The organism is Vreelandella stevensii S18214 (genome assembly GCF_000275725.1).
Lineage (GTDB): Bacteria > Pseudomonadota > Gammaproteobacteria > Pseudomonadales > Halomonadaceae > Vreelandella > Vreelandella stevensii.
Genome location: NZ_AJTS01000013.1, coordinates 13,605 through 27,297, shown reverse-complemented (window position 1 = coordinate 27,297; position 13,693 = coordinate 13,605). Strand labels below are relative to the sequence as shown.

Here is a 13,693-nt window from a genome sequence, read left to right as displayed (position 1 = left end):
GCCATGGCAAAGCCCCTGGCGCATCACTACGATCAGGGGCTGCGCGACCAGGAGATTCTCCAGCAGTTGCGCAGCCATTATCCTGAGGGTCCGACGCTGCACCAGCTCGCGCCACTGGACCAACTGCATATCGGTGGCTTGGCCGCCTCGGCCAGGCTGTTGGCCCTGATCGAGCCGCAAAGCCAGGTGCTGGACATCGGTGCCGGGCTGGGCGGGCTGATGCGCCAGGGCGCGGCCATGGGCCTGCACATGACCGGGCTGGATATCACCCACCGCTTCAGCGCGCTCAACCGGGCCATCAGCCAACTCACGCCCACCCCCATGGGCGGCAAATTGCGCTGGGTGACGGGAAATGCCAGCGCTCTGCCGTTTACCGACGCGAGCTTCGATGCGGTGGTGTTTCAGCACAGCCTGATGAACATGCCTGACCCGGAAAGCGTGCTGGCCCAGTGCCGCCGAGTGCTGCGCCCCGGCGGGCAGCTGGTGATGCACGAAGTGGTGGGCGGCTCGAACCAGGCAGCGCTGCGCTTCCCGGTGCCCTGGGCGGAAGGGCCCGAACATTCGCACCTGCTCAGCCTGGAGGCATTGACTACCCTGCTGCAACGGCAAGGCTTCACCTTGCAACACCACGAGGATTGGAGCCAGACCGCCTTGGCGTGGCGCCAGCGTCAACGTCAAAAGGAGCAGACCGCCCAGCCTGCGGTCGTCTCGCCCCAGTGGGTATTTGGCGAGCGCTTTCTGACCATGGGCAAGCACCTGCTGGAAAATCTCGCTCAACAGGCAATTAACGTGGTGGAAATCAGCGCCCGTTGCTAACCTGTAACGGTTGACTCGATAAACTGCGACCCGCCTGCATAACGATAAGGTCACGATCAAGGACAAGAGGAACGCCAATGAACCGCCTGGCAAGCACCCTGCTCCTGACGCTGGTGAGCGCTGCGCCCTTCGCCACCGCCCTGGCGAGTGACGACACGGTATTGCTGGCGTATGCAGCGCCCGACGGTGAGTGGATTCGGCTGGATAACGGCGTGGTGCTGGAAGGCAGCGACCTAAGCAGCCTGGACACCAACACCACCGGCTTTCGGCTGACCGCAGGCTTCAGCCCCGAACGGCTGCCACGGCTGGATATCGGTGCCGAGATCGCCTATCGCGAAAGTGAAGAAGTCCCCATTACGTCCCAGGTGAGCCCGCTGCTCATGGATACCCTGAGCCTGGGTGGCGCCCTGGTGGCAGGCGTGCGCATGGGCGCCGTCAGCGTTTATGCCAAATCCGGCTTCACCGAGTGGCGGGGTGAAGCGTACCAGCCCCATGCCGATGATGGCGGCACGGCGCTGCTGCAAGGCTTCGGCGCCACCATGACCGTCAACCGGTTAATCAGCCGTTTCGAGTACGAGCGTATCGACACGCCCACGCTCAGCCACCTCAATATGCTCAGCGCTTCGCTACACCTGCCGTTTTAATCCCGGTTTTCGATGCTGCCAGCCGAGATGTCTCTTGACCCGGCGCTTATTCGTGTTAATGTACTAGCGTACTAGTACATTAACACGTTTTCATCGACCGCTGGTGACTCACTCATGACCCTCTCTCCGTCACACTATCAGGCTGAGCTGGTACGCCATCTGGTGGCCATCGAGACCCCCGAGGCCATGGACGCTGCGCTGGCCAGCCTGCTGACACCAGCGGAGTACCAGGAAATCAGCAAGCGTCTGCAGATTTTCAAGCTGCTCAACGAAGGGGTACCCCACCGCAAGATTGCCGATACCCTCGGGGTCGGTATTGCCACGGTATCCAGGGGCTCTCGCGCACTGAACCAGTCATCTTCATCACGGAACGACCCTTTATGAGCACTCACACTCAGGCCAACACCACTGGCCCAACGCCGTTTACACTGCCTCGTAAACCGCACTACGTGACGCTGGCGGCAGACTGCGACTTCTTCGCCCTGTTTCAGAAAATCGAGCGCCGCTTCGACACCTGCTACATGCTGGAGTCGCTGGGCGAAGATAGCCACATGGCACGCCACTCGATCATTGGCTTCGATCCCGAATATACGCTGTACGCCAATGGCCACACGCTGACCATCGAAAACCGCGACGGTCAGGCCGAGCAGTACACCAGCGAGAACCCCTACGAGCTGCTGCGCAGCCTGATTCCGCAGAACATCATTTCCCGCAAGTACGCCGGCGGCCTCAGCGGCTATCTGGGCTACGACGCCATGCAGTACTTCGAGCCTTCGCTGACGCTGAAAGCCAGCGACGACTTCGATACCTTCCGCTTCGGGCTTTACAAGGATGGCTTGATCCTCGACAAGATGACCGGGGAAGTCACCTACTTCTACTACGACAACAGCCGCTATGATTTTCTGCAGACACTGATCGAAGCAGCAGACGAGCCTGCCGGGGCGCTCAGCATTACCGCGCTGGGCGACACCATGAGCAAGGCCCAGCATGCCGAAGCCGTGGCCAAAGTGAAGCAGGACATCATCGACGGCAAGGTGTTCCAGTGTGAAGTGGGATTCAAGAAGCGCTTTCGCATCCAAGGCGATACCCTGGCGCTCTATGACCAGCTGCGCACCATCAACCCGTCACCGCAGATGTATTACGTCAAATTCGGTGAACAGAAGCTGATCGGCGCCAGCCCCGAACTGCTGTTTCGCCTGCGCCAGGGTGAAATGGAAACCTTCCCGCTGGCGGGCACCACGCTCCGTGGCCAGACCCCCCAGGAAGACACGCAGTTGGCCCGCGCACTGCTCAACGACCCGAAAGAGATCGCCGAGCACAACATGATCGTGGACCTGCACCGCAACGACATCGGCCGCGTGGCCCAGTTTGGAACGGTGAAAGTACGCAGCCTGATGGACATCAAGCGGTTCAGCCATGTACAGCACATCTCCAGCGAGATCGTCGGCATCATCGCCGAAGGCGAAGACATGTTCACCGCCCTGGCCAGCAACTTCCCTGCCGGAACGCTGACCGGCGCTCCCAAGATCGAGGCCATGAAGATCATCGACGACCTGGAAACCGATGGTCGCGGCCCCTATGGCGGCGCAGTGGGTCAGTTTTCCTTCAATGGCGACTGCACCTTCGCCATTCCGATTCGTACGGTGTTCGTCAACGGTGAACGCGCCTACGTGCAAACCTGCGGCGGCAACGTCTACGACAGCAATGCCGAGGATGAGTACGAGGAGATTCGTCGCAAGTTTGCCGGTACCCGCAAGGCGCTAGCCCCCTTTATGAGCACGGAAACGGAGAGCCCCGCATGAAGGTGCTGATCATCGACAACTACGACTCGTTCACCTACAACCTCTACCAGTTCATCGGTGAAATTCTCACTACCGAAAAGAATCGCGGGGAGCTGCCGCATTTCGAGATCGTGGTGAAGCGGAACAACCAGATCGACTTCAAGGCCATCGAGGCCATGGCCCCGGACCGCATCATCATTTCGCCGGGGCCGGGCTCGCCGGACGACCCGCGCTACTTCGGGGTGTGTGCCGAGGTCATCGAAAAACTCGGCAAGACGACGCCACTGCTGGGAGTGTGCCTGGGCATGCAGGGCATCGTGCATGTCTTTGGTGGCAAGGTGGTCAAGGCACCGCTGCCCATGCACGGCAAGATCAGCCCCATTCACCACGATGACCGCTCGGTGTTCAAGGGCGTCCCCGACCAATTGGAAGTGATGCGCTACCACTCCTTGATTGCCGACGCCACCACCCTGCCCGACTGCCTGGAAGTGACCGCCACGGTCGGCGCGCTGACCGCCGAGCATTTTGCCGAGCGCAGCGCCTGGCAGGCCGCCGGCGAGTTCGAACTGATGGGCGTGAAGCACCGCGACTACCCCATCCACGGCATTCAGTTTCACCCGGAGTCGTTTGCCACCGAAGGCGGCAAGGAGCTGATCGCCAACTTCCTGTTCAACTCGGCCAAAGTTGCGTAAGCGCCAGAACAGCCGCCAGACAGGCCAGGTTGAGCACCACCGTGAGCCAGAAAACTCGCCGAAAAGCGGTTTTCTGGGTCTTGTGGCGCAGCTGCTGCTGAGCGCACCACGCGCCTGGCCAACCCCCTAACAGCGCCAGCCAGTGCAGCGTTTTTTCGCTCACCCGCTGGCGCTTCTTGATCGCCGCCCGCTTGTCCCATGCATAGGTGGCATAAGTCACGACGCTGGCCGCTGCATAGAGCGCCAGCCCGAAAAGCATCCATGAGGTCATGATGGGCCCTGGCTGACTATTTGCGCCGGGAAGACGGCTTACCGGCGGCTGTTCTGCCCCCACCAGGTCGACCACCCTTGATGGCACCCTTGCCCGCGCCCGACTTGCCACCGGGTTTACTGCCGGGCCTGCCCTTGCCTTTGGCAGCCAGTTTTCCCGTTGGCTTTGCTTTGGCGCCTGGCTTACCCAACGCGGCTACTTTCCCCTTGGAGTCCTGACGGCTCTTGCCACCCGAACGGGCACCTGGTGAGGCCTTTTTCGCTGCCGGTTGTTTACCCTTCGCGCCATGTCTGTTGCCGCTGTAGTCAGGCCTGTCGCTTTTTTTCTTCTCCGGTGCGGCTTGCGAGGTTTCGGTCAGGGCAATGATGGTCTCGATCTCACGGGGCGTCAGATCGCGCCAGTCGCCCAGCGCCAGGCCTTTCAGGGAGACGTTCATGATGCGTGTACGCACCAGTTGCGTCACTTCGTAACCGAAGTATTCGCACATACGGCGAATTTGACGATTAAGCCCCTGCACCAGCGTAATATTGAAGACGAAAGTAGACTCCTTGACCACGCGACACTTTTTGGTCACTTGGCCAAGAATGGGCACCCCGCCCTGCATACCGGCAATGAACTCATCGGTGATCGGCTTATCCACCGTCACCACGTACTCTTTCTCGTGATGATTGTTGGCGCGCAGAATTTTGTTGACCAGATCGCCGTTGTTGGTGAGAAAGATCAGGCCCTGGGAGTCCTTGTCCAGCCGTCCGATGGGAAAGATACGCGTGCCGTGCTTGACGAACTCGACGATATTGTCCTTTTCGGCAGACTCCGTGGTGCTGACGATGCCCACCGGCTTGTTCAGCGCGATCAATACCAGGTCTTCCTCTTCCTGCGGTTCGATCTCCTGGCCGTTCACCTTGACCCGATCTCCCGCCACCACCTGATCCCCCGTGGTGGCCCGGCGACCGTTAATATAGACATTGCCCTGCTCCACGAAGCGGTCGGCTTCGCGGCGGGAGCACAGGCCGCTTTCACTGATGTACTTGTTGATACGGGTAGAGGTTCTTAACGGCATAAAGCGCTACGTCATCCCATTGGGTTAAAAAAAGGAGCCCGGCTGCTGGAGGAAGGCGACTTCTTCCGGCGCGGCGAGGGCAGGCGCTAAGGTTTGAAACCAGAAGACCATCACGGCCTGAGCATCTGCGTGCATGGTGCACCTCCCTTGGAGTGCGTCGATAAAAGCTCAACGAAAACAGCAGCCCAACATAAACAAAAGCGCCGCCACCCGAGGAGTGACGGCGCTGGCCCACGGTGCGACTAGCCGGTATTGCGCAGCCCGGCAGCGATGCCTGCCATGGTGACCATTAGCGCCCGTGAGAGATCGGCGCTAATGGCGCCGTCAGCATCCCGGTTACGCTGCAGCAGCTCGGCTTGCAGGCCGTGGAGCGGGTCGATGTAAGGGTTGCGAACATCGATGGCCTGGCGTATCAGCGGCGTATTCTCCAGCAGCCGCTCCTGCTGAAGAATGTCCAGCACCACCAGCTCCAGCCGCGCAAAGCGTTCTCGCAGCTGCTTGCCCAACGCCTTCAGCGCAGGCTCGTCGACCAGGCGATGCTCGTAATAAGCCGCAATGGCCACATCGGCCTTGGCCAGCAACATCTCCAGCATGTCCAGATAGGTGCCAAAGAATGGCCACTGCGTGCGCATCTCCTGCAGCACTTCCAGGCCGCCCGGCTCCTCCAGGCGTCGGGCAAAGGCCTCACCGCTGCCCAGCCAAGCGGGCAGCATCAGGCGAATCTGCGTCCAGGCAAAGATCCAGGGAATGGCCCGCAGCGTTTCCACGCCGCCATCCTGGCGACGCTTGGCGGGCCGCGAACCCAAGGGCAGCCTGCCCAGCGCGCCCTCGGGCGTCACCGCGCGGAAATAGGGGACGAAATCCGGGTCTTCACGCACCACGCCCACGTAAGCCGCGTGGGCAACCCTGGCCAGCTGGTCCATCTCTTCGCGCCAGTGGGGCTCTGGTGCAGGCGGCGGGAGCAGCGTGGCTTCCAGCACCGCGCAGGCGTAGATCTCCATGGAGCGCAGCGCAATGTCCGGCTGGCCGAACTTGAAGCGAATCATCTCTCCCTGCTCGGTTACCCGCAGGCTGCCGTTCACCGACCCCGGCGGCTGAGAGAGAATCGCCGCATGGGCCGGGCCGCCGCCACGGCCTACCGTACCGCCCCGGCCATGGAACAGCGTCAAATCCACGCCGTGCTTCTCGCACACGTTGACCAGTGCTTCCTGGGCGCGGTACTGCGCCCAGGCCGCCGCCAGTTGCCCAGCATCCTTGGCAGAGTCGGAGTAACCGATCATGACTTCCTGACGGTCCTGAGTGAGCGCCCGATAACCCGGCAGCGACAGCAGCTGATCGATGACATCACCGGCGTGGTCCAGGTCGTTGAGCGTCTCGAACAGCGGCGCGATGGGCAGCGTCACCTGGCCGCCCACCTCTTTCATGAGTAGCGCCACGGTCAGTACATCGGAAGGCTCGCCTGCCATGGAGATGATATAGGTGCCCAGCGCTTCGGCATGCTCCTGGGCAATCACCTTGAACGTATCCAGCACTTCCCGTGACTCGGCGGAACACTCCCAGCGGCGCGGAATCAATGGACGGCGCGAGGCAAGCTCGGAAAGCAGGAACTCCTGGCGCTGGGGCTCGCTCCACTCCTGATAATGGCCAAGGCCCAGGGCGCTGGTGAGTTCTTCCATGACCTGGGCATGGCGGCCCGCTTCCTGACGCAGATCCAGCTTAGTCAGGGTAACGCCGAACACGGCGACCCGGCGCAGCGTATCCAGCAGCGCGCCGTTGGCGATAGTGTCCAGACCCACATCGCACAGCGAGCGATAGCAGGCCAGCAGCGGCGCATACAGCTGATCACGGGTTTCGATGATGGGCCCGCCATCGTAGTTGCGCCCCTCCAGCTGTGCCTTGGCCCAGTCACGGGTGGCTTCCATCTTTGTCAACAGACGCTTGAGCAGCTCCCGGTAAGGCTCGGCGACATCGCCCACTTCGGCCTTCAAGGCGCTGTTGGCCTTCCACATGGAAAGCTCGGTCTTCAACTGCTCCAGATCGCGCAGATAGAGGTCTGCCGCCATCCAGCGCCCCAGCAGCAGGACTTCCTGGGTCACCTTCGCGGTGACGTTGGGGTTGCCGTCGCGATCGCCCCCCATCCATGAGGCGTAGCGAATGGGCGCCGCGTCCAGCGGCAGGCGCTCGCCTGCCGTTTCCAGCAACAGGCTATCCAGGTCGCGGTGAAAATCGGGCACCGCCTGCCACAGGGAGTTCTCGATGACCGCAAAGCCCCACTTGGCCTCATCCACCGGGGTGGGGCGTTCGTGGCGAATCTCGTCGGTGTGCCAGGCCTGGCTGATCAGCTCTTCCAGCCGCCCTTGAGCGCGGGCGCCACGCTCCGGGTAATCCTCGGAGCTCTCAATGGCGGTCAGGCACTCGTCAATGGCGTCGTACTTCTGAATCAGGGTGCGGCGAATGACTTCGGTGGGGTGGGCAGTGAGCACCAGCTCCACGCGCATGTTGGCCAGGGTTTCGACCAGCTTGCGGGGGGAATTGCCCGCCTGCTGGGCGCGACTGAGCAGCTCGCCCAGCACCGGCTGGGTGCCTGGCTTGTAATCCTCCACGCGACGAAACCGGGCGCGGTAATGCTGCTCGGCGATGTTGGCGAGGTTCAGGAACTGGTTGAAGGCACGGGTGACCGGCAGCAGGTCGCGCTCGGGAAGCTGGCGCAGATACTCGATCAACTGCCGCTGTTGAAGGGTGTCGCCCTGGCGACCCCGCTTGGCATGGGCACGAATGGTTTCAATCTTGTCGACGAACGACTGGCCCAGATCGTCGGCGATGGTACGCCCCAGACTGTCACCCAGAATACGGACATTATCGCGCAGCGACTCGTGTAGATCATGGCTCATTGGCGGGGCCTCCTTGCGGGGTCGCGTTGATATTATGAGATATTAGCGTTGTTCCTGGGCTTTCGCGGCTTGCCAGTGGTGTTCCATTTCTTCCAGGGTCGCCTGACCCAGCGGTCGCTCGGCCCTGGCAAGTGCGCCTTCGACATGGCGAAAGCGGCGCTCGAATTTGCTGTTGGTCTGGCGCAGGCACTGCTCCGGGTCGGCCCCCAGAGTACGCGCCAGGTTAGTGACCGCAAACAGCAGGTCACCCACTTCTTCCTCCGCATGCTGGCGGTCGCCGACAGCCAGCGCCTCTTCGACCTCTGCCAGCTCTTCACGAATCTTGTCCAGTACGCCGCGGGCATCGGGCCAGTCGAAACCCACTCGGGCGGCACGCTTGGAGAGTTTGGTCGCCCTGCTCAGCGCAGGCAGGTTACGCGGTACATCGTCGAGCACCGATACCTCTTCGACGCTGCGCTGCGCGCGCTCTTCGGCCTTGAGCGCTTCCCAGCGGCTGTTGACCTGCTGGGTTTTGACGGCGTCTGCGCTCATGCCAGGCGGGCGGCGAGACGCCAGCGTCCCCTCTGGAAACACATGCGGATGGCGACGCAGCATTTTTTCCGTCAACGTGTGGACGATATCGTGGAAGTCGAAGCGCTGCTCCTCGGCGGCGAACTGGGCGTAATAGACCACTTGAAACAGCAGGTCCCCCAGCTCTCCGGGCAGCTCATCGAAAGCACGCCGCTCGATGGCATCGGCAACTTCGTAGGCTTCTTCCAGGGTATGCGGCACGATGGTGTCCCAGTGCTGCTTGACGTCCCACGGGCAGCCCTGCTGCGGGTCACGCAGCACGGCCATCAGCGTCAACAGGTCTTCCAGGCGGTAGCGCATCAAGCCCCTCCTTTACGGGCACTTTTTTCGGGGTCGGCGTTACGCAGGCGGCGAACCTCGGTCACGTTGGGCAACTGCTGAATACGCGAGAACAGCCGTCCCAGGGACTCCAGGCCATCCACCTCCAGGGTGATGCGCAGGCGGGCAATGCCCTCGTCGGTATCGGTCAGCGTGTTGACCGCCAGCACATTGACCTTTTCATTGCCCAGCAGGCCCGTGACATCGCGCAGCAAACCCGAACGGTCCCAGGCCTGAATCTCGATGGTCACCGGGTAGCGGGTATGGGCGCGCTCGCCCCACTCCACTTCGATAATGCGCTGAGGCTCCTCCATTCGCAATTGGAGAATATTGGTGCAATCCTGACGGTGCACGGTGACCCCACGCCCTTGCGTGATGAAGCCGACAATCGGCTCGCCGGGCACCGGTCGGCAGCAGTTGGCCATGCTAGTCTTCAAGTTGCCCACGCCCAGCACGGTAATATCACTTTTGGTGGCCTTGCTGGGCTGGCGACGCGGCTTGGCCAGCAGTCGGTCCAACTGCTCCTGGTCATCGGTCTCGCCAAACAGCTGCTGCGCCTGATGCAGTACCTGACCTATTCGCAGGTCACCGGCGCCCAGCGCGGCGTACATGTCGTCAGCGTTCTGGTAATTGACCGCCTTGGCCAGTTTTGGCAGGTCGAGCCCTTCCACATCCAGGCGACGCATTTCACGCTCGAAGAGCGTACGCCCTTCGTCCAGGTTCTGATCCCGGGCCTGATGCTTGAACCACGCCTGGATCTTGGCCCGCGCCCGCGAGGTGCGTACGTAGCCCAGGCTGGGGTTGAGCCAGTCGCGGCTGGGGCCACCCTTGGTCGCGGTGAGAATCTCGATCTGCTGGCCAGTCTTGAGCTTGTAGGTCAGGGGCACGATACGCCCATTGACCTTGGCACCTCGGCAGCGATGGCCTATTTCGGTGTGTACCCGGTAGGCAAAGTCGATGGGGGTAGCGATGCGCGGCAGGTCGATCACGTGGCCGTCAGGGGTGAAAACATAGATTCGGTCTGGCGCCACGTCGCTGGAGAGCCCTTCGCGCAGGTCTCCAAAGCCGCCCACTTCGTCCTGCCACTCCAGCACCTGCCGCAGCCAAGCGATCTTTTCTTCGTAGCTGCGACTCTTGGCATTGGTATCGTGGCCCTTGTAGCGCCAGTGGGCACACACTCCAAGCTCGGCCTCGTCATGCATACCGAAGGTGCGGATCTGAATTTCCAGCACCTTGTTTTCCGGCCCCATGACCGCCGTATGCAACGACTGATAACCGTTTTTCTTGGGGTTGGCGATGTAGTCATCGAACTCGTTGGGCACGTGGTGCCAGCGGGAGTGGACGATACCCAGCACGGTGTAGCAGTCGGTGACTTCGGGCACCAGAATGCGCACGGCGCGCACGTCGTGGACCTGGGAAAAATCGATCCGCTTGCGCTTCATCTTGCGCCAGATGGAGTAGATATGCTTTGCCCGGCCACTGACATCGTAACGATGAATATGCTGGGCTTCCATGAGGGTCTTGAGGGTTTCGACCACATCGTGAATATAGCGGTCGCGGTCCAGACGCTTCTCTGCCAGCAGCTTGGCAATCGCCTTGTACTCGTCCTCATGCAGGTAGCGGAACGAAAGATCTTCCAGCTCCCACTTGATCTGGCCAATGCCCAGGCGGTGGGCCAGCGGCGCGTAGATATCGGCCACTTCCCTGGCCACCTGCAGGCATTTTTCCCGGGGGGCGTCCTTGACCTGACGCAGCGCGCAGGTGCGCTCGGCAATCTTGATCAACGCGACCCGTACATCTCCCACCATATTGACCAGCATTTTGCGCAGGTTTTCCTGCTGGTTATGCTGGCTCATGCCATGGTTGGGCGCCAAGGGGTAGCTGATGGCGGCCATCTGCAGTACGCCATCGATCAGCTTCGCCACTTCATCGCCAAAGCGCTTGGTCACCCCGTCGAGGCTCAGCAACCCTTCGCGCACGGCGCGATACAGCACGGCAGCTTCCAGCGTGGCCTGGTCGAGCTTGAGATCCGCCAGAATATCGGCCATTTCCAGGCCCATGCGAAAACTGGAACCCGGCGACAGCCACACGCGATGGGTGCGGGGGGCTTCCCGCTCCAACTGCTCGGCCAGCTCGCAGGCCTGCAACAGTCGCTCGGGCTCACGCAGGCGCACATCTTCCTGAAGGCGCGTTAACCATTGTTGTATGTCCACCTTTCCGCTTTCTGTCAGCGGCTGGTCTTCACGCACTTTCACCATGACAATGACTCATCCTTTTGGGTGGCGGCTTGCTGCAAATGGCACGCTAGCCCGTATATTCAAACAGCATCAGCGTTTCCATGTGCGCCGTATGTACGAACATGTCGGCCACGACAACGTGCTTGATAGCATACCCTGCATGCACAAGATGTGCCGCATCGCGGGCCAGGGTTGCCGGGTCGCAGGAGACATACGCGACCCGGGCAATGCGATGGCGGCCCAGCGCCTGACACACCGCCTCGGCACCGCTGCGCGGCGGGTCCAGCACCAGTGCATCCACGGGGTGCTGCCGCAGCACCTTGGCCACGGCCTCGGCATTGCTGAGATCCGCTTGTTCCGCGCTGACCCCCAGGACTGCATTAGCATCGCGGGCGTTATGGGCATTGGCCCGCAGCCGCTCGACCATGCCTTGGCTGCCTTCGACCGCATGAACTCGGGCGCCTGCAGCGGCCAACGGCAGGCTGAAATTGCCGATGCCGGCAAACAGGTCCAGCAGCACCATGCCGGGCTTGGGCGCCAACCAGCCTACCACTTGTGCCACCATCTGCTGGTTCACCTCGGCATTGACCTGCAAAAAATCTCCCGGCGCAAAGTCAAGCGACAGGTTTGATGGCAGTGTGTTGGTGTCGATGCCCAGCGCCTTCATGTCAACGCGCTCTCTCAGCAAAGGTGGCGCACCATACCAGTGCAGCTGGGGCGCTTCGCGCCCCAGCCAGGCACCGACATGTACCTGGTGCTGCTCAGCGAAACGCTGCCAGCGCAGCTCATCGTCAGGCTGTGCCTTCAACTGACGCACCAGCACGACCGTCGCATCCGGGGTCGCCAGCAGTTCGAGGTGGCCGACCGAGCGCGGCGCTTCCAGGCTCGCCAACAGCGCTCGCAGAGGGGCAATGAGCGCCTGCAGGGCAGGCACCAGCACTGGGCAGTTGTCGATATCTACCAACCGATGCGTACTGGCGGCGCGAAACCCCAGGTGCACCTTGCCCTGGCTATCCACCTTGACGCCCAGCCTCGCCCTGCGGCGATACGCCGTGGTCTGCCCGTGGAGCAAGCCGATGGCACCATGGGCCAAGCCCTGCCGTGCCAGCAGCTCAGCGACCACCTCACGTTTGTGGTGGCGCTGGGTGTCGAGCGCCATATGCTGCAAATCGCACCCTCCACACTGGCCAAAGTGGTCACAGGGCGGCATCACGCGCAGGGGCGAGGGAGTCAGCAGGGTTTTGACATGCGCTTCATCAAAGCGTTTGCGGGTCACATGGACCGCGACTTCCACTTCCTCGTCGGGCAGCACTCGGTCGATGAACACGGTCTTCCCGGCAGCGTTGTGGGCCACCCCTCGGCCATCATGGGCCAGCCGCTCGACGACCAGCGGCGCATCACTGAGACCGTCAGCCTGGTTTTTCACAGCTCGCCCTGGCGCGCGTGCCAGGCCCGAATGGCCCGATGCGGGGCGTGGGGGCCGCCGCTTACCCAACATGGCCATTTAAACCTCCGGGGCGAACAGGCCCGTGGAGAGATAGCGATCACCACGGTCACAGACGATGAACACGATGACCGCGTTTTCGGTTTGTTCGGCGATGCGCAGCGCACCTGCCAGGCTGCCGCCGGACGAAACCCCCGCCAGAATGCCCTCTTCCCGGGCCAGGCGACGCATGTGCTCTTCGGCTTCCTGCTGGGCAATGTCCAGCGTGACGTCGACCCTCGGCGCTTCGAAGATGGCAGGCAGGTACTCTTGGGGCCAGCGGCGAATGCCGGGAATACTGGCGCCATCGGCCGGCTGTAGCCCGACGATCTGCACGGCCGGGTTCTGCTCCTTGAGATACCGCGACACGCCCATGATAGTGCCCGTGGTGCCCATGGAGCTGACGAAGTGTGTGACCTCACCGCCGGTTTGTCGCCATACTTCCGGGCCAGTGGTGCGATAATGCGCCAGCGGGTTGTCCGGGTTGGCAAACTGGTTGAGCGGCTTGCCCTCGCCCCGGGCAATCATGGCATCGGCGATATCACGTGCCTCTTCCATGCCTCCCTCCTTGCTCGCCGAGATGAGTCTGGCGCCATAGGCGGCCATGGCTTGCTTGCGCTCGGCGGAGGCATTTTCAGGCATCACCAGCACCATCTTGTAACCCTTGATGGCGGCCGCCATGGCCAGCGCGATACCGGTATTGCCCGAGGTCGCCTCGATCAGCGTATCGCCAGGTCGAATGTCACCCCGCGCTTCTGCTTCGCTGAGCATCGACAGCGCCGGGCGGTCCTTGACCGAGCCTGCCGGGTTGTTACCCTCCAGCTTGGCCAACAGCGTGTTGTTGCGACCTGCCGTGATTCTTTTTAGACGCACCAGCGGTGTATTGCCGACCACATCTTCAAGCGTGGGATAATTCATCACACATTCCTT

12 protein-coding genes are annotated in these 13,693 nt (G+C 62.0%); 5 read left to right on the top strand and 7 right to left on the bottom strand.

From position 1 onward, the window contains the following. The first annotated feature begins 3 nt into the window (after positions 1 to 3). The 5 genes from HSS18214_RS0101775 (at position 4) to HSS18214_RS0101755 (ending at position 3,933) form a co-directional block, all read left to right on the top strand. Positions 4 to 816 carry a class I SAM-dependent methyltransferase gene (locus HSS18214_RS0101775; protein ID WP_016913606.1) on the top strand — a complete coding sequence of 271 codons (813 nt, stop codon included), beginning with the start codon at positions 4 to 6 and terminating at the stop codon, positions 814 to 816. Between the two features lie 77 nt (positions 817 to 893). Continuing rightward, positions 894 to 1,460, top strand: coding sequence for a hypothetical protein (locus HSS18214_RS0101770; protein ID WP_016913605.1), 567 nt, complete (start codon positions 894 to 896; stop codon positions 1,458 to 1,460). Between the two features lie 114 nt (positions 1,461 to 1,574). Next, positions 1,575 to 1,844: a Trp family transcriptional regulator gene (locus tag HSS18214_RS0101765; RefSeq protein WP_016913604.1), complete on the top strand. Its 270-nt coding sequence runs from the start codon at positions 1,575 to 1,577 to the stop codon at positions 1,842 to 1,844. Further along, positions 1,841 to 3,262 carry an anthranilate synthase component I family protein gene (locus HSS18214_RS0101760; RefSeq protein WP_016913603.1) on the top strand — a complete coding sequence of 474 codons (1,422 nt, stop codon included), beginning with the start codon at positions 1,841 to 1,843 and terminating at the stop codon, positions 3,260 to 3,262. The genes HSS18214_RS0101765 and HSS18214_RS0101760 overlap by 4 nt, the downstream gene beginning before the upstream one ends. Next, entirely contained in the window at positions 3,259 to 3,933 is a 675-nt protein-coding gene (locus HSS18214_RS0101755) for an anthranilate synthase component II (RefSeq protein WP_016913602.1), read from the top strand. Before HSS18214_RS0101760 ends, HSS18214_RS0101755 begins: the two co-directional genes overlap by 4 nt. Here HSS18214_RS0101755 and HSS18214_RS17715 read toward each other — a convergent pair. The 7 genes from HSS18214_RS17715 to cysM all read right to left on the bottom strand — a co-directional run bounded on the left by HSS18214_RS17715 (position 3,911) and on the right by cysM (position 13,681). Next, positions 3,911 to 4,204, bottom strand: coding sequence for a DUF1294 domain-containing protein (locus HSS18214_RS17715; RefSeq protein WP_237718578.1), 294 nt, complete (start codon positions 4,202 to 4,204; stop codon positions 3,911 to 3,913). The two genes, HSS18214_RS0101755 and HSS18214_RS17715, sit on opposite strands and share 23 nt — an antisense overlap. 16 nt (positions 4,205 to 4,220) lie before the next feature. Next, positions 4,221 to 5,264: a 23S rRNA pseudouridine(2604) synthase RluF gene (gene rluF, locus HSS18214_RS0101745; RefSeq protein WP_016913600.1), complete on the bottom strand. Its 1,044-nt coding sequence runs from the start codon at positions 5,262 to 5,264 to the stop codon at positions 4,221 to 4,223. Between the two features lie 242 nt (positions 5,265 to 5,506). Continuing rightward, entirely contained in the window at positions 5,507 to 8,155 is a 2,649-nt protein-coding gene (gene ppc / locus HSS18214_RS0101735) for a phosphoenolpyruvate carboxylase (RefSeq protein WP_016913598.1), read from the bottom strand. 42 nt (positions 8,156 to 8,197) lie between these two features. Then, positions 8,198 to 9,025, bottom strand: coding sequence for a nucleoside triphosphate pyrophosphohydrolase (gene mazG, locus HSS18214_RS0101730; RefSeq protein WP_016913597.1), 828 nt, complete (start codon positions 9,023 to 9,025; stop codon positions 8,198 to 8,200). After that, complete coding sequence (gene relA, locus HSS18214_RS0101725) at positions 9,025 to 11,301, bottom strand: GTP diphosphokinase (protein WP_016913596.1); 2,277 nt, start codon at positions 11,299 to 11,301, stop codon at positions 9,025 to 9,027. The genes mazG and relA overlap by 1 nt, the downstream gene beginning before the upstream one ends. A 46-nt stretch (positions 11,302 to 11,347) precedes the next feature. Continuing rightward, positions 11,348 to 12,784 carry a 23S rRNA (uracil(1939)-C(5))-methyltransferase gene (locus HSS18214_RS0101720; RefSeq protein ID WP_016913595.1) on the bottom strand — a complete coding sequence of 479 codons (1,437 nt, stop codon included), beginning with the start codon at positions 12,782 to 12,784 and terminating at the stop codon, positions 11,348 to 11,350. Then, the gene (gene cysM / locus HSS18214_RS0101715) at positions 12,785 to 13,681 is read right to left on the bottom strand and encodes a cysteine synthase CysM (RefSeq protein ID WP_016913594.1); all 897 of its coding nucleotides are present in this window, start codon (positions 13,679 to 13,681) and stop codon (positions 12,785 to 12,787) included. It lies immediately after the preceding gene. Between the last annotated feature and the right edge of the window lie 12 nt (positions 13,682 to 13,693).

Bases quoted from the DNA above. Each gene is read 5' to 3' on its own strand.
- HSS18214_RS0101765 (WP_016913604.1), top strand. From the start codon at position 1,575: ATGACCCTCTCTCCGTCACACTATCAGGCTGAGCTGGTACGCCATCTG.
- cysM (WP_016913594.1), bottom strand. From the start codon at position 13,681: ATGAATTATCCCACGCTTGAAGATGTGGTCGGCAATACACCGCTGGTG.
- mazG (WP_016913597.1), bottom strand. From the start codon at position 9,025: ATGCGCTACCGCCTGGAAGACCTGTTGACGCTGATGGCCGTGCTGCGT.
- ppc (WP_016913598.1), bottom strand. From the start codon at position 8,155: ATGAGCCATGATCTACACGAGTCGCTGCGCGATAATGTCCGTATTCTG.
- HSS18214_RS0101755 (WP_016913602.1), top strand. From the start codon at position 3,259: ATGAAGGTGCTGATCATCGACAACTACGACTCGTTCACCTACAACCTC.
- HSS18214_RS17715 (WP_237718578.1), bottom strand. From the start codon at position 4,204: ATGACCTCATGGATGCTTTTCGGGCTGGCGCTCTATGCAGCGGCCAGC.
- relA (WP_016913596.1), bottom strand. From the start codon at position 11,301: ATGGTGAAAGTGCGTGAAGACCAGCCGCTGACAGAAAGCGGAAAGGTG.
- rluF (WP_016913600.1), bottom strand. From the start codon at position 5,264: ATGCCGTTAAGAACCTCTACCCGTATCAACAAGTACATCAGTGAAAGC.
- HSS18214_RS0101720 (WP_016913595.1), bottom strand. From the start codon at position 12,784: ATGGCCATGTTGGGTAAGCGGCGGCCCCCACGCCCCGCATCGGGCCAT.
- HSS18214_RS0101775 (WP_016913606.1), top strand. From the start codon at position 4: ATGGCAAAGCCCCTGGCGCATCACTACGATCAGGGGCTGCGCGACCAG.
- HSS18214_RS0101770 (WP_016913605.1), top strand. From the start codon at position 894: ATGAACCGCCTGGCAAGCACCCTGCTCCTGACGCTGGTGAGCGCTGCG.
- HSS18214_RS0101760 (WP_016913603.1), top strand. From the start codon at position 1,841: ATGAGCACTCACACTCAGGCCAACACCACTGGCCCAACGCCGTTTACA.